This is a genomic window from Alteromonas macleodii (assembly GCF_903772925.1).
In the GTDB taxonomy this organism is placed as follows: Bacteria; Pseudomonadota; Gammaproteobacteria; order Enterobacterales; family Alteromonadaceae; genus Alteromonas; species Alteromonas macleodii_A.
In genome coordinates, this window is record NZ_LR812090.1 from 4,386,344 (window position 1) to 4,406,270 (window position 19,927).

General features: G+C 44.2%; 21 protein-coding genes. 9 read left to right on the forward strand and 12 right to left on the reverse strand.

The annotated features are described in order from the left end of the window. Positions 1-39: 39 nt before the first annotated feature. Positions 40-2,436, reverse strand: a complete 2,397-nt coding sequence (locus tag PCAR9_RS18730; RefSeq protein WP_179985283.1) for a TonB-dependent receptor — start codon at positions 2,434-2,436, stop codon at positions 40-42. Between the two features lie 87 nt (positions 2,437-2,523). On the opposite strand from PCAR9_RS18730, the gene PCAR9_RS18735 reads away from it, so the two are divergent. The 4 genes from PCAR9_RS18735 to PCAR9_RS18750 all read left to right on the forward strand — a co-directional run bounded on the left by PCAR9_RS18735 (position 2,524) and on the right by PCAR9_RS18750 (position 5,665). Beyond that, on the forward strand, positions 2,524-3,195 hold the full coding sequence (locus tag PCAR9_RS18735) for a ZrgA family zinc uptake protein (protein ID WP_232091251.1): 672 nt from the start codon (positions 2,524-2,526) through the stop codon (positions 3,193-3,195). Positions 3,196-3,264: 69 nt separating this feature from the next. After that, positions 3,265-3,741: a MerC domain-containing protein gene (locus PCAR9_RS18740; protein WP_232091252.1), complete on the forward strand. Its 477-nt coding sequence runs from the start codon at positions 3,265-3,267 to the stop codon at positions 3,739-3,741. A gap of 91 nt (positions 3,742-3,832) precedes the next feature. Further along, positions 3,833-4,804, forward strand: a complete 972-nt coding sequence (gene folE2 / locus PCAR9_RS18745; protein WP_179984901.1) for a GTP cyclohydrolase FolE2 — start codon at positions 3,833-3,835, stop codon at positions 4,802-4,804. A gap of 63 nt (positions 4,805-4,867) precedes the next feature. Continuing rightward, complete coding sequence (locus PCAR9_RS18750) at positions 4,868-5,665, forward strand: HAD family acid phosphatase (protein ID WP_179984902.1); 798 nt, start codon at positions 4,868-4,870, stop codon at positions 5,663-5,665. A gap of 18 nt (positions 5,666-5,683) precedes the next feature. On the opposite strand, the gene PCAR9_RS18755 is transcribed toward PCAR9_RS18750, so the two are convergent. From PCAR9_RS18755 to PCAR9_RS18765, 3 genes are read right to left on the reverse strand one after another with little or no spacing between them, the layout of a single operon-like run. Next, positions 5,684-6,409: a DUF3299 domain-containing protein gene (locus PCAR9_RS18755; protein ID WP_179984903.1), complete on the reverse strand. Its 726-nt coding sequence runs from the start codon at positions 6,407-6,409 to the stop codon at positions 5,684-5,686. 15 nt (positions 6,410-6,424) lie between these two features. Continuing rightward, positions 6,425-6,871, reverse strand: a complete 447-nt coding sequence (locus PCAR9_RS18760) for a hypothetical protein (RefSeq protein WP_179984904.1) — start codon at positions 6,869-6,871, stop codon at positions 6,425-6,427. A 5-nt stretch (positions 6,872-6,876) separates the two neighbouring features. Further along, positions 6,877-7,458, reverse strand: a complete 582-nt coding sequence (locus PCAR9_RS18765; RefSeq protein ID WP_179984905.1) for a DUF3299 domain-containing protein — start codon at positions 7,456-7,458, stop codon at positions 6,877-6,879. Between the two features lie 895 nt (positions 7,459-8,353). On the opposite strand from PCAR9_RS18765, the gene PCAR9_RS18770 reads away from it, so the two are divergent. The 3 genes from PCAR9_RS18770 to PCAR9_RS18780 all read left to right on the forward strand — a co-directional run bounded on the left by PCAR9_RS18770 (position 8,354) and on the right by PCAR9_RS18780 (position 11,101). After that, on the forward strand, positions 8,354-9,517 hold the full coding sequence (locus PCAR9_RS18770; protein ID WP_332066662.1) for an MFS transporter: 1,164 nt from the start codon (positions 8,354-8,356) through the stop codon (positions 9,515-9,517). A 418-nt stretch (positions 9,518-9,935) separates the two neighbouring features. Beyond that, the gene (locus PCAR9_RS18775; protein ID WP_179984907.1) at positions 9,936-10,709 is read left to right on the forward strand and encodes a siderophore-interacting protein; all 774 of its coding nucleotides are present in this window, start codon (positions 9,936-9,938) and stop codon (positions 10,707-10,709) included. Between the two features lie 200 nt (positions 10,710-10,909). Further along, on the forward strand, positions 10,910-11,101 hold the full coding sequence (locus PCAR9_RS18780) for a CsbD family protein (protein WP_012519989.1): 192 nt from the start codon (positions 10,910-10,912) through the stop codon (positions 11,099-11,101). 139 nt (positions 11,102-11,240) lie between these two features. Here PCAR9_RS18780 and PCAR9_RS18785 read toward each other — a convergent pair whose 3' ends face one another. Genes PCAR9_RS18785 through PCAR9_RS18795 form a run of 3 tightly spaced genes read right to left on the reverse strand, consistent with a single transcriptional unit; the run spans position 11,241 to position 13,100 of the window. Beyond that, positions 11,241-11,762, reverse strand: coding sequence for a CC0125/CC1285 family lipoprotein (locus tag PCAR9_RS18785; protein WP_179985285.1), 522 nt, complete (start codon positions 11,760-11,762; stop codon positions 11,241-11,243). Next, positions 11,752-12,606: an anti-sigma factor gene (locus PCAR9_RS18790; RefSeq protein WP_179984908.1), complete on the reverse strand. Its 855-nt coding sequence runs from the start codon at positions 12,604-12,606 to the stop codon at positions 11,752-11,754. Before PCAR9_RS18790 ends, PCAR9_RS18785 begins: the two co-directional genes overlap by 11 nt. Then, positions 12,603-13,100 (reverse strand): RNA polymerase sigma factor, encoded by a 498-nt coding sequence (locus PCAR9_RS18795; RefSeq protein ID WP_179984909.1) that lies wholly within the window; start codon positions 13,098-13,100, stop codon positions 12,603-12,605. The genes PCAR9_RS18790 and PCAR9_RS18795 overlap by 4 nt, the downstream gene beginning before the upstream one ends. Positions 13,101-13,369: 269 nt before the next feature. Between PCAR9_RS18795 and PCAR9_RS18800 the strand changes: the two genes are divergently transcribed. Beyond that, positions 13,370-14,803, forward strand: coding sequence for a S8 family serine peptidase (locus PCAR9_RS18800; RefSeq protein ID WP_179984910.1), 1,434 nt, complete (start codon positions 13,370-13,372; stop codon positions 14,801-14,803). Positions 14,804-14,838: 35 nt separating this feature from the next. Here the strand turns inward: PCAR9_RS18800 and PCAR9_RS18805 are convergent, their stop codons facing one another. The 4 genes from PCAR9_RS18805 to arfB all read right to left on the reverse strand — a co-directional run bounded on the left by PCAR9_RS18805 (position 14,839) and on the right by arfB (position 18,290). Next, a complete protein-coding gene (locus PCAR9_RS18805; protein WP_179984911.1) occupies positions 14,839-15,858 on the reverse strand; it encodes an outer membrane beta-barrel protein in 1,020 nt (339 codons plus the stop codon). A 113-nt stretch (positions 15,859-15,971) separates the two neighbouring features. Further along, complete coding sequence (locus PCAR9_RS18810; protein ID WP_179984912.1) at positions 15,972-16,943, reverse strand: hypothetical protein; 972 nt, start codon at positions 16,941-16,943, stop codon at positions 15,972-15,974. Between the two features lie 126 nt (positions 16,944-17,069). After that, positions 17,070-17,747 (reverse strand): hypothetical protein, encoded by a 678-nt coding sequence (locus tag PCAR9_RS18815; protein WP_179984913.1) that lies wholly within the window; start codon positions 17,745-17,747, stop codon positions 17,070-17,072. A gap of 126 nt (positions 17,748-17,873) precedes the next feature. Next, positions 17,874-18,290, reverse strand: coding sequence for an alternative ribosome rescue aminoacyl-tRNA hydrolase ArfB (gene arfB / locus PCAR9_RS18820; RefSeq protein WP_179984914.1), 417 nt, complete (start codon positions 18,288-18,290; stop codon positions 17,874-17,876). 146 nt (positions 18,291-18,436) lie between these two features. On the opposite strand from arfB, the gene PCAR9_RS18825 reads away from it, so the two are divergent. After that, the gene (locus PCAR9_RS18825; protein WP_179984915.1) at positions 18,437-19,378 is read left to right on the forward strand and encodes an alpha/beta fold hydrolase; all 942 of its coding nucleotides are present in this window, start codon (positions 18,437-18,439) and stop codon (positions 19,376-19,378) included. On the opposite strand, the gene PCAR9_RS18830 is transcribed toward PCAR9_RS18825, so the two are convergent. After that, on the reverse strand, positions 19,375-19,809 hold the full coding sequence (locus PCAR9_RS18830) for a hypothetical protein (protein ID WP_179984916.1): 435 nt from the start codon (positions 19,807-19,809) through the stop codon (positions 19,375-19,377). The two genes, PCAR9_RS18825 and PCAR9_RS18830, sit on opposite strands and share 4 nt — an antisense overlap. Positions 19,810-19,927: the final 118 nt, after the last annotated feature.

Consider the following 19,927-nt stretch of genomic DNA (forward strand, 5'->3'; position numbering starts at 1 on the left):
GTGTGTATCCCTATCAATAATTCTTTTTTTAAGCTGATTTTAAAAATAACCACGTACACCGAAGGCAAAGTTTCTGCCTGGACGCGGTGCAATGTCTTTCAAAAATGAAGTGTGAACGCGCGCTTCTTCGTCTGTGAGGTTTTCACCGCTCAGGTAAACCGATAAATCAATATCCCCCATTGGAATGTCATAGGTAATTGATGCATCAACAAGGGTGTAACCGTCTGTTTCAGTCTCGAAGGTTGAGATGTCGTCTTGTTTGGCAAAATGGGTAATGTCTAAGTCGGCTCGAATGTTGTCGAGCGAGTAGGCAACATGTGTTCCCACGCGCATAGGCGAGGTTCGCGGCAGTGCGCCACCATCTTTAAGTCGGGCTTTAACGTAGTCGGCAAAGAAATCGAGCTTTAAATTATCAGTGGTTTGCCACGCAACTTGTAGCTCAAAACCATGAAGAATGGCATCAGCAGAACCAAACAGGTAAACAGGTAATTCATCGCTGTGTTCGTCTTCGCTGTGCTCCTCTTCTCCATGATCATGGTCATGGCCACTTTCAGCGAATAAGCCGGTTTCTTCTTGGAAGTAGTAGTTATCTACCTGGTTATAAAAAGCATTAAACACAAAGCCAACATCGCCCTGTGTTTTTCTGAACGTTAGGTCGATATTGTTGGCAGTTTCAAGATCGATAGGCGTTTGAGAAAGCACAAACTCGCCTTCTTCTGACAAATCAAACAAGGCGCCTATCTCATAGGTACGGGTGCCAATATGCGGGCCAAACGAAAGGAGCTCAGACGCTGAAGGCGCCCGCTCTGAACGGGAAAGTGAAACGCCTACGTTATAGCTCTCATTAATGGTGTAAACCACTCCTGCCGACAGTGATATAGGGGTAAACTCTTGGTCTACCGCGAACTGGCGAACTAACTCACCTTCGTCATGGTCGTGTTCCTCATGATCATGCTCGTCTTCTTCGTGCTCTTCATCATGGTCGTGAGCATCTAGCTCGGGCAGCAACACACTCGAAGCGTCCAGTGTTACTCTTTCTGCACGGGCCCCTAACTGAACTAAGAAGTCACCAAAGTGGCGTTCTTCCATCAAAGCTATAGCAAACATCTCCATTTCTGAAGGAGGTGTGAAGGCTTCTTCACCTTGCGCCGAAACGTCCGCGCCTTTGTAGTGAAGACTTACACCGCCACGCCAGCCGGCCATGGGTTTGTGCAATAGCTCAACGCGAAGTTCTTCTGTTTCATTGCTGAACGTAGTACCGACTAAACCACTTTCTACTTCAGCGTGTTCGTAATCGGTATAGCCCGCTCTAAAGTGAACACTTTGCAAAAAGTCATTAGTAAAGTTGTATTCGCCAAGAAGTTGGTACTTAGTCTGCTCAAGATCAGCAAATACTGATGAGTCATCACCATGGCTATGCCCAGGCACGCCGTACTCTCGTTCGAACCTTTCTACCGCCACACCAACATAACCTTGGTCAAATAAGTAACTGGTACCTAACGTTAACCCGTGGGATTCTTCATTACTGTTCTCAACTACATGCTCGCCATCCGGTTCGTCAATATCAGGCGCCATTGGGGTTTCATAGTCATTTGAGTCGCGATAAAAACCGTCAGCATAGAAGGCTATGTTGTCAACGCCAGTGGTCACGTTAAACGATGCAAGCTTCTGATCGTTAACGGTTTGGGTTTCTAGTAAAAATTCCCCGCGTGTTTCAGTGGAGGTAGGCACGCGTTGGTCAACTACGTTAACCACACCGCCTATTGCGCCACTTCCAAAGAACAGGGTGGCAGGTCCTCGCAGCACTTCAATTTGGTTAGCGGTTGAGGCTTCACTCGCTACCGCATGGTCTGGGCCAACGCGGGATACATCGCTCACATCCAAACCGTTTTGCGTTATAAGTACCCGTGGACCGCTGAGGCCTCGAATTATTGGCGTGCTTGCCACGTTGCCATGAAAGTTAGATTGTACGCCTGGCAATTTCTCTAACGTATCGCCAAGTGTTGCCGCTTGTTGACGTCGTAAGGTTTCACCTGATAACACGCTTACTGGCGTAGCCGATTCCATGACAGATAAGTGCATAGGTGTGGCATGCACATCAATCACTTCAATAGCACTTCGCGCTAGTACAAAGTTTGTGCCACCTGTAGAGTTAGATTGCGCTGTTGCCTCTTCATGTAAATGAGCAAAACCAGATGCAAAGATATGCAGCGTATACTCACCGTCCTTTACGTCAGAGAAACTGAACTCACCCTGCTCGTTGGTGCTGGTAACCCTCTTTAGCGCCTCAATTTCAACAGTGGCATTGGCGAGAGGCTTGCCCGCTGCATTGGTTACCGTGCCAGAAAGCGTTTGTGCCAGCACTAACGGAGACGCAAAAAGTGACGCAGGCGCTAAAAGCGATAAGCCTAGCGCCAATCGAGACAGTTTCATTATTCTAACCTCTGATTTTGTGTAATGTGATAATGTATCAACTTTATTTTTATGGTATGTTATATTGTAACGTTTACGCAAGAGGTAAAAATGAAAACTATTTCGGTTAAGTGGAAAGGATCGCAAAAAGGGCTACGCGCCTCTTCAGCTTTGCTTAAAGTAGGTGCTCTTGTTGGATTGAACTTGGCTGGAATGGGTATAAGCACTATTCATGCTGCGCCGCATACTCACGGCGAAGGGAAGCTACAAATCCTACAAGCGGGAAGTGAATGGCAGTTTGTGCTGCAGTTACCTGTTGCCGATGTATTGGGGTTTGAGTACACACCGACCACAGCTGACGAAAAGAAACGCTATCAGAACATGCGGGAATTGTTTCTGCGCTTCAACGACATTTTTACCTTCAGCAACACGTGTGAATTGCTCGATACCACCCTTGAAAGCCCTTGGGAAATAGCCGAGGGGCATGATGAACATGACAAGCATGATGAGCATGATGAGCATGATGAGCATGATGAGCATGATGAGCATGATGAGCATGATGAGCATGACAGTGAACACGAAAGCGACGCCCATCACAACACCCATTCTGATTTTCGCGTAGCGTACTTGCTTAGCTGCCAAAAACCTTTGCAGAATATTGAAATGACAGGGTTTTCCCATTGGCCAAGCTTGCAGCATGTCAACACTATTTGGGTAACAAACAAAGGGCAAGGCGCTATGGAAATAACCCCTCGTCAGCCAATGTTATCCATTAACAACTAATTATTTTTATACTCTGAGGCGCAAGTTTCATTAATGAAGCATGCGCCATAGCAATATTCGGAATGTACTATGAATTCAATAACTCAAGGAAGCAGCGCAGTGCCAAAAGTGCAGCTCATTTCAGACAGAATCGCTATGATCCTTTCATCGCTTTGCGTCATCCATTGTTTATTAACGCCTATTCTATTGATTTCCATACCGGCATTGGCAAGCGTATCTATTCTTAATGATGAAACATTCCACCAAATATTGCTGTTTTTTGTACTGCCTGTTGGCGCCTTTGCGCTTTCAGTAGGCTATTTACATCATAAAAATAAATGGGTGGTGTTAGCTGGCGCTACTGGTCTTACATTATTAAGCAGCCCACTGCTGGTCGAATGGGTAGGTTTAGGGCACGAGGTGCTTGGCGAATATGGTGAAGTTATTATTACTGTAATCGCTTCATTTGTTATTGTCAGTGCGCATATTGCCAATTACCGCCTTAGAGAAGCTACTCAGGGCTCTACCTGCGAAGAGCGGGAGAGAGCACAATCACACACCTATTAGTTTCATCACTTCCTCATATACGCGTGTTCTTTGAGCGACACCTACAAGTATTGCGATGTAACAGTTTTTAAGGTTTTATTCAGAGGTAATTTTGTCTAGTTTCAATTATCGCGACACGGTGCTACCCGATGTCACTACTGAGCAATCTACTGCTCAAGTTCCTGTTATTGATAATGTTGGGATGCAGGGCATTGCAATACCCCTGCATGTGTTAGGTAAACGCGGAGAACGCTTAAGTAGTCAGGCAAAGGTGGATGTAACAGTAAGTTTAGATCATCCCAACGCCAAAGGCATTCACATGTCTCGTTTGTACAACCTGCTACAGCAGTACTTAAGCAATAAGGACCTTCACAAGTCGGCACTAACCACGTTAATGAACGCGCTTATCGAATCGCAAGATGGGCTGAGTAAAAGTGCGCAGTTGAATTTGCATTTTGATCTAACCGTGTCGCGTCCAGCGCTTATTAGTAAAACGTCAGGGTATCAGTCCTACCCTACTTCACTGTGTGTAATGCGTTCATCAGAGCATTACAAAGCGCAACTCAAGCTAAGAGTGCCTTATTCCAGTACGTGCCCGTGCTCAGCATCACTTTCTCGCAAGGCATTGGCAGAAGCCTTTGTAAAACAATTTGAGAGCAAGCAATTTGAGAGCAAGCAATTTGCCGGAATGCAACCTGAAGAGCAGCAACCAACTATAGAAGAAATGGGCGCTTGGCTTGCTTCTAAAGAAGCCAGCATTGCCACGGCTCATGCGCAGCGCTCGTTTGCCGACATAACTTTGGACTTAGCTAACAAAGATATTCCTGATTTTATTGGTATTATCGATTTAGCAGAGAACGCGCTGGGCACACCGCTTCAAACCGCGGTTAAGCGAAAAGATGAGCAAGCGTTTGCGAAACGCAATGCCGAAAACCTAATGTTCGTTGAAGATTCGGTAAGACGTCTACATGCCGCGTTCAGTACGTATTACCAAGCAACCTATTTTCGTGTAAAAGTAGAACATCAAGAAAGTCTGCATGCACACGACGCTATCGCTGAAATATCAGGCCCAGTTCACCGATAAAATCATACATGGTTGTGTACGTTGAAATTCGCAAGCAGAAAAAACGATAAAAGGAAAATAACTTTGTTATCTGTAAACAAATTCGCTGATATCAGCAAACTAGCGTGCATTAGCGCTGCGATATCAGTTATCGCGGCATGCTCGTCAACACCATCTACTTCGCTGGCCGGTGAAAAAGCGCATACGCTTTCTAACGCCGTGATATATCAAACCAGTAGCAAAGAGTACCCTGTCCTCTCAAGCTTTGTTTACAACCAAGCTATTGCCGCACTGCCAACGCGTTTTGCTGAAGGCGACGTTGTAGTCATGGATGTTGATGAAACCGTGCTAGATAATAGTACTTACCAAAAAGAGCGCGAGAGTGTCGGCTTAGGTTATTCATCAAAAAGCTGGGCTGACTGGGTAAAGCGTGAAGAGGCCACACTGGTTCCCGGCGTCGCTGAATTTATCAACGAGGTTGTTGAGCGAAATGGAAAAGTGGCGCTTATTACTAATCGCGATAAAACGCTTGATAAGCACACGTGGAATAACCTTTTGGTACAAGGTTTACCGCTGACCACCAGCAATACCTGCGTAGTTGGCCGCACTGCTGAAGATAAAGAAGCAGTCGCACTAGAAGGTATGGTTAATGACAAAGACTTGCGAAGAATGCAGCTTACCCAAGGTAAAATCGCATGTTCAAATGCGTCTAAAGACGCCACATCTACGTGGGCGGCGCCTCACACTATTATCATGCAAATTGGCGACAATATTGAAGATGTGGGCGGCGTAACCCAAGAGTCTGCTAATGTCGAGACGCTAATGCCTCGAGTTGGTACAGAGATTTTTATTCTGCCAAACCCAATGTACGGTTCTTGGTAATACATTGAAAAAATAAAATTAACGAATGTCGCTTTCTATATGGAAAGCGCCATTCTTAGATTCCGCTTTTCCATCGTTAACGCCATTTCCCAATCCTGAATAGGGCTTTATTTCTATTACGTCCAGTAGGTAAGCCGATGTTCCTTGAGGGTCTTCATAAAGCCCCGTAGAAAACTCACCCGAGAATGTATAAGCCTGCTGAATGTCTATTCCGCTAATACCGCCTTGTTCATGGGTATTATTTAGCGAAACAAATACAATTTGATTGGGCGGAGGCGGCGGATAGTGAATACATGCGCCAAAATATGGAACAATGAAAAATGCCGTTATTTCACGCTCTGCATTAGCTTCAACAGGTACAATGAACCCGCTAAGCTCAACATACTCTCCGTTAAATGTATCAACCGTATTCACTGAGATCAGCGCTTGTTGATACTCATCGTCGAACGTACGCTGAATAGACTGAAATACTTGTTCATGAAGGGGTAAATTTTGTTGAGAATTCTGATTAGACTGGGCTTTACCCAGTAACGTTTTTTCAGCTTCAGGTAACAAGGCATCCCAAGTTAAAACTTGATACTGTTGAGTTTCTTGCAGCCGCGTGCCGTCTTGATAAATAACAACGTTACTGCTGAAAAATCCGATAAGGCCATTAAGTTTGCCATTAAGCCCTAAACCGACGAACGCACCTAATGCGGCGAATGCAATAAAGAAAGCCAGTAAAGCAAAAGAGGGGCGCTTCATTTGTGCATTCAGCGCCTAACTCGCTAAAATTTTTACTTTGCGCGTATAAGTGACTGGCACATTCTTTTTAAGCGCATACACTTTTAGTACGAGTTCGTGGGTGCCTTCTTCTTTTGCCTGAAAGCTAATAGCTTGTTCACCTTTAGCCGAGACCAGGGCGAATCGCTGCGGCGAAAGTAGCGTTACGCCGTCGCTTGCCATTACATCTACACTCACTTCTTTATAGTTCGAAGGAATGGTAAATCGCAGAGGTACAGCAGACGCTTCGAGCTTTGCCACTTCATGCTTCCTATCGATATTAAGGGAGATAAGTGGCTCTTTCGCTGCCGCTAGGTGCTGCTGCATCATAGGATGCTGAAAACCAAACTGCATATTACCCATACCCGCGTGCAGTTCGCATGCGCTGCTATGAAAGACTATTGAGCTTGATAAAAGAGTGGCTGCAACGACCGTCTTTTTCATGTTAGTTACTCCTCGTACAGCGTAAAGCTGTCTAGCACTAATGAATAGGCTGATGTACCCAGTGCACTTTCATGGTTGTCGATTTTGACCGTACCTTCGAACCAATAAGGGTCGTACAAGTTTTCTACTGCGACACCTTCTTTGTATTCAACGTACAAAATTTGATTGGGCGGCGGTGGCGGCATATGTAAGCAAGCACCAAAATACGGTACGACGAAAAAGGCAGTGGCCTTTTGTTCTTCATTTTGCTCTAAAGGTACAATAAATCCGGGGATGCGGATGGCTTTACCATCAAATTCATCTATTACCCGTGTTGACACTAACGCTTGTTGATATCGTTGTGCTTGTTCATCTTCTAACTGCTTCGAGGCAAAGTCATCAATTGAGTCGGCAGCAGACCCGTCAGCAATATCATTTAAAAATTCTGGTCTGTTTAAAAGCGCACTCAAATCATCCTCAGGCATAAGGGCGACCCAGTCAATTTCTTCATAAACGGCGGCCGAAGCTAGATTAAGCGTACTTGTTAAAACCAATAACGCTGCAATTAAACCGAATTTAACGCCAGAAAGCGTGACAGAAAGTTTCACTAATACAACCTAAAGATATTATTTGATGAACACGTTATAACATATCACAGACGGGCAATATGCGAGAAACGTTTATCTTTGCAAAATGTTAATTAAGCGTCATTAGACGTGTTTGTAAAACGCTACACGCTACTGAGAAAAATCTACATAGTCCTATTTCTTTCGACTGCTCACATAACAACCCAAAAACTTTAAAAAACATAAAACCTTCTAAAATTCAATAACATAAATAAACTCTGAACATCTTTTAATATTTGGCACAGTTCACGCATACATTAGACTAACGGATAAACGCAGAACGTAATTTGTAGCCAGGATGGCTTTAGCGACGGAGAGGCCAGATTACGTAAATAGCAAAGACTGAAGGTGACGACATAGGAAGTATATGGAATGGTCACTAGGGATAAAAGGATGAGTCAGTGTTTGAGATTGAAGGATATCTGTAGAGCATTCGTTAAATTGCTGGTCGATGATGAGGTTAGGTAAAAGATAACCTAGATAAACTCGCAGGATGCAAGGCTCTTGTTTCATAAGGATTGCGAACAAGCACTGAGTACCTACATCGCAAGCACTGACAGTGATGTCTCGTGCAGCAAAGGACTGTTGACCCTATTTGGATTCGTTGAAGTACATGTGTGTTGCTTCAGCGAGACCATAGTGAGGACACTGGTAATGTCGTCGATATTATTAGTGAGTTGTCACCCGACGACATTCCTCTCCCCTCAAAGGCCCATCCCGGCCTTTACATACCTCTGATTTTGGCCCGCCTTTGGCGGGCATTTTTTTATTCTCTACTGTGATAATATAAACAAGACTTCCGCCGCTTAAATAAAGAGCTACTTGCGTGCTATCGCCATCCGCATCTACTGTTGTTTTTAAAGTTCTCTTCTGTGCATTGCTCGCGACATCTGTTGGTCAAAGCGTCATGCTAACTACGCTTCCTTCTATGGGTCGCCAAGCCAGCCTTTCAGAGTTTCATATAGCAACAATCATGTCGAGCTCCGCGCTTATTTTCGCTTTCGGAACTAGTGTATGGAGCAAAGTAGCAAAGCGCGCTGGGTTCAGACGAATACTTATGGTGGGACTTACTGGCTATAGCTTAGGTACCTTTGCCTTCGCTAGCGCGTGGATGGCAGGGTTTTCTGGCATTATCAGTGGTACCAACTTATTCCTAGCGCTACTGATAAGTCGCAGTTTGCAATCTACCGTTATGTCAGCAACGCCACCCTCTGCTGTAGGTTACGCTGTCGCTATAAGTTCACCGCAGGCTAGGGTAAGTGCTATTAGTAAAGTGACCTCTGCAAGCAATGTCGGGCAAATTGTCGGTCCAGCTTATGCAGGGTTATTGGTGGGTTTCGGCTTATTAGCTCCGCTTTACAGTATTGTTCTATTAACCTTGTTAGCACTGGCACTGGTGTATTTTAAGCTGCCAGTTTTACCGCCTTTATCTAAGCAACAGACGGCTGTGCATATAAGCGAAGACAATCAAGCCCCCACCAAAGTGCCGTATGTGTTTGTGGCTGCATGTATTTGCGTGTTTTGCGCTATGGCAATGATGCAGCAATCGCTGGGCTTCTTTTTTATCGATTTTTATCATTACACGCCCGTTGAAGCGGCTCGACAGGTGGGTTTTGCAATGATGGTCAGCGCCGCAGCCTCTCTCACCGCACAGTTTGGTTGGGTACAGAAAGGGCGTATAAGTAAAGAGACAATGATCACGCTGGCACTTCCTCTATTGGGATTGGCCTACCTGTTACTGTTCCTTCAACACTCATTGTTTGTGCTTTATTTTGCCATGGCTTTGATGGGGCTAGGTATGGGTATGGCCTACCCATCATTAGCTGCAGCGGCAACAACCTACTGCGCGCCTTCCCAACAAGCGACCATTACCGGGTTAATTACAGCCACTACCGCCATGGGCTATGTTATAGGGCCGACACTTGCAGCAGTGGTATACCAAGTTAATATTGCCTTACCTTTCGCTGTAGCGTCAGTGCTAATTGCCGTTACCACTTGTGTAGTCTATGTAGCGTTGCAAAGAGCTAGCCGCCACGAATAAGATTTAAAGACTAGCATCACAGGCGCGCACCTGTAGTTTCATAATTGTTTTTCAAAGGTATTTATTTTTTTACCATTTATTATTAAAAATGCGGAACCTTTTCAGGATTGGGCTATCTTACTTAATACATGAAGTCGTTGAGTGTGCGTCTTTGTGGTGTGTAAATGTGTTTTCCAAGTTATGTTGTGGTTTTTTTAAGGGGCTTTTTAGCCCCTTTTCTTTTGCCTCCTATTTTCCAAATTAGTACCTTTTTAAAGCCCTACTTCGCTGTGCTTATCTATCAATTGAAGTCAGTGTTGTAAATATCTTGCCTTTAATCTAAAAAACAGAATTTAACAAACGTTATCATTCCAACTAAAGAAATGGTAATGAGAACTATTATCAAATAAAATCACCTTAAATTTTTAAGGAGAAACTAATGGCTAAACCCCAACCCCGCCAAGCTGTTGTGACACAATCTGTTCGTATAACCCCTACTATGCAGCGCGTCTTTTTAGGTGGTGAAGATCTCCGCACTTTCCCTGCCGTAGCGGCGGGTGCTTATGTAAAGCTTATGTTCGATAAAAACGGAAACCCGCTCAACAAACCTACAGATATGGACCAAGTGGCAATGCGCACTTATACGGTTGCTCACTTTGATGCGGATAAACCCGAAATGGTTTTAGATATGGTTATTCACGCAGATAATGGTAAAACAGGGCCTGCTTCAGCGTGGGCTACAAGTACTAAACCTGGTGACGTTATTACATTAGCAGGTCCAGGCTCTAGCAAAGGCTTAAACGAACATTATGACTGGGTACTGCTAGCAGGCGATATGACTGCTCTACCCAGTATTAGAAATCACCTTGCGACTCTTCCCTCTCATACTAAAGGTTATGCAGTAATTAAAATTCAAGATGAACAAGACGCAGTTGAGCTTGAAAAGCCTGAAGGGGTGAAGGTGGAATGGGTTTATGAACAATCTTTGCCCCATAGCCTTACACAGCTAGATTGGTTAGAAGGCAACCCTTCAGTTTGGGTTGCGTGTGAATTTTCAGATATGCGAGCTATCCGCACATGGCTTAGGGATGAAAAAACTGTCGCTCACGACAGTTTGTATATAAGTAGCTATTGGAAAAAAGGTCGTAGCGAAGATCAGCACAAAATAGAAAAGAGGCAGGATAGTGAAGCCTTTGCTAAATCCTTAGTCTAATGCCTTACTCATTGTTCTGTAGTGTTTGCAATTGTTTGTAAATTCTGCATAAAAAACGCTGCTTCGGCGCTTTCACATTAAGATAATATTGATAATTATCAGCAACCTATATTGTGGAATGTCCTTTGCTGATATTTATATAACTGGCAAGTTTTTTCGTCAGTTTTCTCAACCAATTGTTTGGATAAGGAGAGCACGTTATGAACAATGATCGTATTGAAGGTAATTGGAAAGAAATGAAGGGTAAGGTACAACAGAAATGGGGTAAGCTTACCGATGATGACCTAGACGTAATCGACGGTCGCCGTGAAGAATTAGTAGGTAAGATTCAGCAGGAATACGGCAAAAGCCGTGACGAGGCTGAAAAAGAAGTAGACGCATACTTCAATTAATAAGTCATATTTACCTTAGGGCACTTCAACAAAAGCGGTTTTTAAGTAGAGATTAGCGTTTGTTAGAGTAAATTATGAAAGGGCCACAACACAGTGTTGTGGCCCTTTTATTTGCTTTCAAATCAGTAATTAAAATAACTTACTCTTCTACCTTCGGCTGTAGGTTTTCACGTACTTCTCTCGCGTCAAAACTGGTTGCCGAAGTAGGGCGAGTCCCCTTACCTAGCTCTATACTCAAAATACTCTCGATTTCACTTTTTTGAGAGCCTCCCACGAAAACCCCGGTTTCGAATTGGCTAGTGGGGTGATAAGACGTGCGGCAAGTTAATACACCGCAGTCAGTGACGCGGGCGTAACGCTGGCTAAAGCCCGCTGTTGGAGTGGTTTGAACCGTTTCTTTGTCTACTAAGGTTTCGCGGTCGGTAACCACAAACCAGTCATAACCTTCCAGTAGGGTTAGCTCAGCTGCGCGCAACATGGCATAGTCCATGGCTTTACCCTTATCGGTTCCTTTCGCCTTAAAGTGTACGCGGTATTGGGTATCACTTAACTTACTTTCGTTGTAACCAAAACCGCCTTTATCTGCTTGTCTATAATCAGGTTGACTTGCACAGCCAGTTATAATCAATACCGCAAGTACTAACATAATTTTAGTTTTCATCATCTACTCCTTCGGCTTTCTTAGCTAGCCAAGTTGCTTCAATTGCGTTTTTCTCTTGCTCTCGGTTTAATGGCGCAGACGCCATCATCATATCTAACTTATCTTCTAACAGTTTGGCACCCGTAGCAGTCTGATATTGACCTGTATTAGCGCCTAACTCATCCAATTTGCTGGCCGCAAGTTGCCAGCCGCCTTGCTTGTCTTTACAAGCAATCATTACATTTAGTTCATCTTGAGACGTCACTTCCGCCTGACGGCAAAAGTTAAAGTCAGTGTTTAAAAAAGACAGTTTAGGCGTCACCGTTACGCCGGATTCAAATGAGGTAGTCTCTCCACTTAAATTACTGTCGAGCGCAGACGATACATTAGCCCAGTGTGAAGGTTGTGAAGTATCAGCACCTTGTTGGTTAAAGAATACCAAACCAGCAAAAACCGCCACACTTGCAGCTATGGCAAATGGCCCTTTCCACTTTGTTTGTTCACCGCGTGCGCCATCAGCGGCATTCACTTTTCGAGGAAACGGCCTCACATTTACCGCTGAACTCTGATTTGCTGAGGCCTGGTTTGCTGAGCTTTCCCCATTCAAACGTTCACTACGACCCTGTATTACGCTTTTCTCACTTAAGCGACTGTCATCACTCAAAAGCGCGACGATTTCTTTAGGGAGCGCAACTGCAGTCGCCTTTTCCGCAGCCACTTTCACTACTCTGTCTACTTCTGCAAGTGCAGCAAGACGGTCAGAAACCATTACGTCATGTGCTATCGCCTCGCGAACCGTATCCATTTCCCCAGCATCTAACTCTCCATCTAAGAAAGCAGAGAGTTTTTCGTCAGATAAGATCACGATAGCACCTCATTTTGCCCGTTTAGTAAGTTTGATATTTTCGTTCTGGCTCTGGCAAGACGGCTCATAATGGTCCCTGCCGGCACTTGTAAAACTTCAGATGCGTCGGCATAACTCATTCCCTGTACTGCCACCAAAGAGAGGGTTTCTCTTTGCTCACAAGGCAGTTCATCCATGGCGCTTGAAATCTGCTTCAATGTCATAGAGTGGGTTACCGTTTCATCCATATCTACATGGTCATTTGCTGATTGCGCTTCATATGAAAGGGTATCGCTAGCGTTAGTTCTCACTTTCTTCGCCCTGTATTCATCTATCCAGCAGTTTCGACACACTCTAAATGCCCATGCCATTAGTGTAACTTGCTCAGGAATGGGTTTACTTAGTAGCCGTTCTAGCGTGTTCTGAAGTAAATCATCAGCATCATGTATGTTACCCGTCAATGAATATGCAAACTTTCGCAATGACGGGACGAGTTCGGTCAACTCATCTTTCATTTTCATGTACCTTCGTGAAGATTTCCGTTATCAATACTTTATTAACGAGCCACGAGTATTTTTATTCCGTTGAATAACGATTTATTTCGAGCTTTTGTAAATTTAGGTTATCAGCCCTTCTTCAACACTCAGCGGAATTTTTCTTCTTTCTATTCGTCACTACATAAAATGGCAGCAGTGTCTTAGACTCTATTTATGACCATGGCACAATTTATGCCATTCCTTCTCAAGGCACTGAACTACTCCCATATGTTCAATAAGGTAGCAAAATGAAGTACACACTCTTTGTGGGGATAGTAGGTTTGTTTGCAGCTTCTATCTCTCAAGCCCAACTTACAGGAACATTGAATCAAGTGGTTTCACCGGTGCGCCCGATAATTGATAGAGCGCCCTCGGAATTGAAGAGCATTCGAGAGGAAGCAAGACGAAAGGTGCAAACGTCTGTCGATGGCGCCAGAGACCTATCTACATTGGGTTCAGGTGTTGTTGGCAAGGTCCCCGCCCCCCAATTTATAGCTCCTACGGCCACGACTATATTATCTGCGTCGGGGCAGAAAATTATCAAAGAAGTTAGGTTAGAAAATGGTTTTCTTGCCGTTGAAAAGGAGTGGCTTTTTATAGGTGAGGAAGCCGATAAAGCATATTTCAATGGCACGAATATGGAAATACTAGAGGTAAAGTTTTTACCTGCACTCTCTCAGTGGCTTTATAAAGTAAAGGTAACAGGGGACAAGGATGAAGTGTCGTATATTCGCAACAGTTTACCCAGAAATCTGCAGTCTCAAATAGGACGAAATCATATTTACTTATCGCAAAGCGAAGCGGCTACGAACAAAAGCAAACCAGAGTCTGCACATAAGTTAGAAGCATCATCGCAAAAATTTGAATCTTGTTTGATACCCTTGCGCATTGGAATGGTTGATACCCATGTTGTGCCTACACACCCAATGCTGTCGCATATTAGCCTAACACAAGCCTCTTTTATTGTTGGTCAAAGTCAGAAGAGCGAGCCCAGTAAAGATAGTAATATGAGCAGGGAAGGTGATGGAAAAGTTATAGGGCAGCCAATGTCCCAAGAAAATACAGTAGCCTTTTCCTCAGATCACGGCACAGCAGTAGCGAGCCTATTAGCGGCGTCACTGCCTGAATCAAGCCAAGTATTTAATGCTAGTGTATTTTACTCACGCAATAGTGTTAGCCAAGGAGCAACACTGATGTCATTAATTGAAGGCCTTAACTATTTAGCATCACAGCAGGTTGATGCCATAAATATGAGCATTGCAGGGCCCGACAACCCTATTTTAGCGCGTGTTATAAAACAGCTAGATAGAAACGGCATTCAAATTATTGCAGCTGTAGGTAATGAAGGGCCAGCATCTTTACCCTTATACCCCGCAGCCTACCCAGAAACACTTGGCATAACCGCAGTGGATAAATTACATGAAATATACAGGTGGGCCAACCAAGGTGACTATGTAGATTTCGCTGCATATGGCGTATCGGTTGATGCTGCACACCCTAGTGGAAAAACGGTTAGGCAAACAGGAACCTCAATGGCTTCCCCTCGTGCCACTTCGCTGTACGCATGTTTTTTCCGCACAGAGCAACAAAGACACGCCGCCTTGTTAAAAATGAAGAAAATAGCTTTAGATGCTGGCAACCCCGGGCGGGACAAGGTATTCGGCTTTGGCGTACTGCCTTAAAAATATAGCCGTATTCATATTCACATTAACGCTCACTAAAAATGAACGTTAATGCCTAATTCAGCAATAGTTTCTTGATAGTTCGCTCCATCTACACTCGATGCGTAATCTCCGTATTGAGTAGACAACCTTATATCTACATGTTCGTATACGGCGTAGTCTGCGCTCATTTCGACAAGGTGTCTGTCGTCTTCCCTACCTATACCTGAATCTTGGACTGAAGCGTAATCACGCATATCTAGCTGGTAAGCAACCGTGAGTTTAAGCGGCTTACTAAACACCGCAAATGGATAAGTGTAGGCAAGGTCAATTCCCTTACCTGCGTAATCGAACGCGTTGTCCTGCGCATCTTCATTTTGGTATTTAAGCGCAATTTGAAAAAAGTCTTCACCTTCAAAAAAGTAAAACAGGTCGCTGCGTACGGCAACAGCTTCACTATCTCGAATTGGCGCGCCCTCAGGCCTATTCTCAAACTTCTTGTCGATAAGGTCGCTACTAATGCGTAAATAAGTTCTCTGCCCTAACAGTTTCCCCGCAGACAAACCATATTGTTGATAGGTAAGAAAATCGCGCCCTTCAAGCGTAGCGCTGGCGTGATAGTAATGCGCACCTAGTTTTGCAAAGTCTAACGTATACTTAGTGCTTGCAGATAAAGTGGTAAGCCCAAGGTCGAACTCGCTGAGGGTTTGGTAACGGGTATCTGCCTGACTTATTGAGAGCTCATTTTCCCACTTGTTCGTGGGCTTCACTGAAACTTTTAGCAGTGCTTTTGACTGTACAGCACTGTCGTCCACATTTGAATTTGTGTCGAGCTCACTGACACTTACATTACTGTCATGTCGATAGCCCAAATAACCAGAGCCTGAAAACGAGATAGCTTGCTTCTCTTCACCTGTACTTCTTGCATCGTTAGTTACTTTTGACTGACCGTCGTTGCTTGCATAGGCTGTATTGCTGGCTATTAATGCGGTAGCCGCAGCAAGAGCTATGCATTTGCGACTATCCAGGGTAAATAAAGTTTTCTTGAGTGAACGTTGAAATGGTGTGGTTTTCATTATTGCTACCTACTACAGAGAAAGTGAAACTCGCTGTTTTCAGCTATGAATGGGTCGTGCGAGGAGGTCAGGAGGGAGTGCTCTCCCTCCCCCTAACGTTTTAGGTCCATAGGTTAAAGGCCCAACGCACCCGAGATATTTGAAGCGACGTTGTCGTTTACTGTGTTCTCTACAGTGTTTGCTACCGATGCCTCTACTGCGCTCTCTACAGTGTTCGCTACCGTGCTCTCTACCGTATTTCCTACCGTGCCCTCTACCGTACTCTCTACCGTATTTCCTACCGTGCTCTTGACCGTGCTGCCTACATTGCTTGCTACCGTTGCAGCAATCGCCCCGTCGACAGCGGTAGCGACAGTGCCAGTTACAGTATTGGTTACCGAACCCGTTACCGTGCTGTTCACGGTACCCTCTACTGAGTTTTGAACGGTTCCAGAGGCCATGCTTGCTGCAGTGTTTTCTACTTCTCCTTCTGGTTCTGAATTCGGTTCAACAGTGCCTAACGCTGACGGAAGAACTGATGTTGAACCAGATACGTTGCCCGTAAGCGTTCCTGCCACCGATGCTGTCATTGTATTCGCCGTGTCTGATGTCGCTAAAACAACGCCTTCAAGAGAAGCTTGCGAGTTAGAAACCAGTGAAGATGCGACGCTTGTAGACAACTCTTGAGCGCTATTCACTAAGAAGCTAGTGTTTGAAGTAGTCGTTTGTGCTAGTTCACCTGCCGCGGCTTGATCTGAGCTGCCTTCGGTGCCGTCTTCAGTATTGGCTTCGTTACCGGCTTCAGGGGCTTGATTCAATTCTTGTCCGCTTGATAAGTCATTACCTGCTTGGCTTATCGATAGCTGCCCACTAGCGTTAGCTGAACTTTCGTTAGACATTTGGCTTTGTGTAACTGTTTCGCCTTGTGCCGATGTCTGCATACTTGATTGCGCAGCAGATTGCGTGTTTGCACCGTTTGTTACAGAAACCGATGTTGACGTTGAAGCATTAGCTGAAGTATTTGCCGAAAAGGTTGCTTCTTGAGCCAACACTGACGTTGACGCCATACCTAAAGCCAATGCAATTGCAGTATTTAACTTTTTCATCCGATTATCTCCGTTTTTCATAAAGGACACTGAGATAACGATTAGTCGAAAGGTTTTATTCCTTTGTGGGAGATACTTTTTTGCGAAGAACAAAAAAAGCCCTGTAAAAACAGGGCTTTCTCAAAGCTATTTTTCTGAAGCAGTCATGCTCTTTTCCCACCAGGGAAGAGAGTAATCTATATTTTCGGGGTCGTAGGTTTTAGCATATTTCATTTTTACCGAACTCCAAAACGCGGCTTTGAAGACAGGGTCGTAAATGACAAACTCACCTTGTTCTCGATACTGCTCAAACAGTTTTTGGTAGGCACCTACAGGTGTTAAAGGATTATCCTGTTGAAACACCACATCACCGCCATAGGCTTCATACAGCGCTTTAGATACTTTCCAGCTTTTTGCCATACCTTCAGCCATTGCAAGACGGTATCGCTCTAGTTCTTCATCTTGATAAGTGCCATCACTATCTAAGTCAACGGTCCATAGCTTAATAACGGAATAAGCAGACTGAATTTCGCTGTCGTTAGGCTCTATGGCGTTTCTATTTGCGAAATCCGACAGTACAGATTCGGTAATTTTATTACCAAGCGCTCGTTGCGCCAAAATATCGCGTACTTCTTTTTCTGACTTGTCGGTGAGAATAGACTGAAAACGATCAATATCCGCCTGTGAAGGCTGTAGTTCGGTATTAGAAATAGATTTATTAAACAAACGAGCAATAATCTCGTTTGCGGCTTGCGGTGTATTAATCCCAAGCGAAACTACTATGGCTGCAAATAGCACCATAGGAATTACGTTCGAACGCGTCACTTTGTATGCTTCCCTAAGTTCCAATAATTAGCACAAGCACAAGACACATTCATTTGTTATTGTAAGAATTTTCCGTTGTCTTGCGAAATGACATCTAACAGGCTTTATACTTTAGATTAGTTTTGCTTAAAATTCCACTTTCTTACGCATAGATTTTTTCGCGCCCTGTTGTTTTTTTACATCTAAACGACGGGCTTTAGCTGCTCGGCTTACCTTAGTTTTTATACGCGGCTTTTGTTCTACGGTTGCCGCCTTTATCCACGCGACAAGACGCGCTAATGCATCTTCTCTATTTTGTTCTTGAGTGCGAAAATTTTGTGCTTTAAGTACAAAAACGCCTTCGTTAGTAACGCGACTATCTTTTGCATTCAGTAATTTGGCTTTAAGCTTATCGGGTAACGTCGACTTATTGATATCAAATCGCAGATGTATTGCGCTACTTACCTTATTAACGTTTTGCCCGCCGCTACCTTGAGCGCGAATAGCCTGAAGATCGGCCTCGCCCTCATCTATCGAAATAGAGCGAGTTATCGGTAATTCCATATCAGTTCCTATATTTTTAGTGGCATGGCGTATTATTTTTCCTGCGTCTTCATGACGCTAATGACTTGCGACTATAACTCATCGCTTACTTGACCGTTAAAAGGTAACCCGATAGGTTAATTTCTCCCCTACCTTGGAAACACAACATGCTGACTACTTTACTTATCGTTATTTGTATCTTTGTAGGTCTTATTTGGTTTACTGCAAAAATGGATAGCAGCATAGAGTCATCGTTTAGGCCCTCGGGAAAACTTACTCCTGTCGAGGGAGGAATTATTCACTGGCAGAAACAAGGAAATGGGCCATCACTTGTACTCATCCACGGTTTACTGGGCAATAGTAACAATTTTAATGAATTAGCCAAAACCCTCGCGCAGCGCTACACGGTTTATTCTGTTGACCGCCCCGGTAGCGGTTTTTCTAGCCGATATAAAAACACATCAGCCAGCTTTGAGCAGCAAAGTAAAATGTTATTAGAATGGATGAAAAAAGAAGGCATTGAAAAAGCGAGTATTGCGGGTCACTCAATGGGCGGCGGTATTGCATTAAGAATGGCGATTGATGCACCTAACGTCATTGAATCTGTATCATTGCTTTGCCCATTGACCACGCCACTTAAAGGCGGTGCCGGCCCACTTTCAATACTTTACATACCCAACGAATTTGTGCGCAATAGTGTAGCTAAAACCATTGCCAGCCCATTAAGGTCAAAGCTCGGTAGAAAACAAGTTGCGCAGATTTTTCATCCAGAACCTGTGTCTATCTCATTCGCTGTTGAAGGAGGCGGGTTGCTTGCGCTTCATTCTCGCAGTTTTTATGAAGGAAGCCGAGATACTGTTTCAGCACAAGGCAGTTTGCATAGACAGCAGTCATCCTACGGTAAAATTCAATGTCCTGTAGGCGTCTTATATGGAGAAAAAGACACAATTTTAAACCCAAATGAGCATATTGAAGCTGTCACTTCGGCAATAGACTCGGCTGTACAGAAAGTAATTCCTGACGCAGGGCACATGATACCTATCACTCAGGCGCAAACCTGTGCAGACTTTATTATCGAGATTGACAGTAAATCGCGACAGGTAGACTAATGAAGCATAGCGCCCATTTTTGAAGTGTTAGCATTGTGAGAGAACTCAACAACAGTCAGTGCGCTTCCTCTACCAGTTTCAGACTGTTTCAATTTACGCAACTGGTCAGCTACTCGCTCAATACCATCATATTCCTTACACATTTCAAGAGGACTCGATTCAAGCGTAATATTGTAGCTACTAAACCAAGTTTTCATTTGTTCACTGTCCCCTTCTGACAATGAAATGAGTAAATGATACATACGAATAAATGCAAGTTGCTTGCGATACTCTGCGGTACCGCTTTCAAAACCAAGCAATGTGGTTTGTGCCAGTGACGAAGGAGAAATACCCATTATTTCAGAGGCTTGCTTGATATTTAAACCAAGTTCTTGATAAGCCCAAGTGAATGCTTTGGTTACTACACTGGTAGGGAATGGTGATCTATTCATAATTTCGCCTCGTTTCATCAAACAATCTCAACAAGATGTTTTGCTAACTATGCGATATTTTGCGAAATGTGTACCAATTTCGCGAAAGACAAAAAAGTTGCGACCGATAATTGAGGCA